Below are 1496 nucleotides of genomic sequence, written 5' to 3' on the forward strand. Positions count from 1 at the left end.
GCTACACTTAATCAATTAGCTATAGAAGCAGGCGGAATGAAACGAAAACGTAAGTGCCATGGGCACCATTTTTTATCTTTGTGTGTATGGTTAAATCAACAAATCGCTACTACCTCTCTTACTCAACTTTGTAGTCAATTAGAAACTTCAACAGGAATTTTATTAAGTCCTGAGGGACTTAATCGGCGATTTAACTCGGCTTCTGTAGCCTTCTTTCGAACTGTATTCACTACACTTCTACAAGCTAAAATTGGGGGATTATCTAAGATTTCTCATGCTCTTTCTGCCTACTTTGAGCGTATTCTTATCCTTGATTCTACAACATTTCAAGTGCCGGATCGATTTGCATCTACTTATCCTGGTGCCGGAGGATGTAGTCATAAAGCTGGTGTAAAAATTCAACTAGAGTATGACTTGTTGAGTGGAGAATTTTCTGATGTGAAAATTGAACCAGGAAAACGAAGTGATCAGGCGTATGGTGCGACTCGAACAGGTATGGCACAAAAGAATGAACTATATATTCGTGACTTAGGATATTTTCGTTTACAAGACTTTAAGTCTATTCAAGATAAGCAAGGATATTATTTATCACGTCTTAAGTTACCAACTAAGATATATAGAAAAGAATTCGAAACGGTCGTATTTAAAACAAAACCCGCTCAACTGAGGCCGGTATATATACAAATTCATTTGGAAGACATCATGAACCAATTACAACCTGGCCAAGTGTATGAATTACATGATGTATATGTAGGGAGCAAAGACAAATTACCTACTCGCATTGTGGTTTATAAATGTACGGAGGAGCAAAAACAAAAACGCCTACATGATCGAGCTATTCGTGAAAAGAAAAAAGGAATTACATATACAGAGCGTACGAAACTTTTACAAGGAATTACGGTATATATGACAAACATTCCTACGGAATGGGTACCAAAAGAGAAAATCTATGATTTATATTCACTACGTTGGCAAATTGAACTGTTATTTAAAATATGGAAATCCTGGTTTCAAATTCATCGTTGTAAATCTATTAAACAAGAGCGATTAGAATGTCATCTTTATGGACAACTCATTAGTATCCTATTATGTTCTTCTACAATGTTTAAGATGAGAGAACTCCTGTTACGTAAGAAACAGAAAGAGCTAAGTGAATATAAAGCGATGTACATAATTAAAGATTATTTTTCACTTTTTCACCAGGCATTACACAAAAACACCCAAGAGCTATCAAAGGTTCTCCTTCGTCTGTTTAACCTCCTACAGCGCAACGGACGAAAATCTCATCGATACGAGAAAAAGACAGTCTTTGATATTTTGGGTGTTGTGTATGAGTATACCACTTCTACTCATCAGGCAGCATAGTAAAAAAATTCAAACCCGTCAGGGTTTATTTGATATGCCTACTTTTATAACATCTATAAACGATAATAAAATACTACGTGAAAAGACCGCGTTTTGTATAAAAATATACCTTAAGTTGATGGATGTGGGGT

The 1496-nt window shown here is 35.6% G+C and carries 1 protein-coding gene; it reads left to right on the top strand.

From position 1 onward, the window contains the following. Positions 1–1365: IS4 family transposase (locus tag MR071_RS24950; protein WP_242238236.1), on the top strand; the 1365-nt coding region annotated here is incomplete at its 5' end. Positions 1366–1496 lie beyond the last annotated feature (131 nt).

This window comes from Bacillus cereus group sp. BfR-BA-01316, from assembly GCF_022664195.1.
GTDB lineage: Bacteria > Bacillota > Bacilli > Bacillales > Bacillaceae_G > Bacillus_A.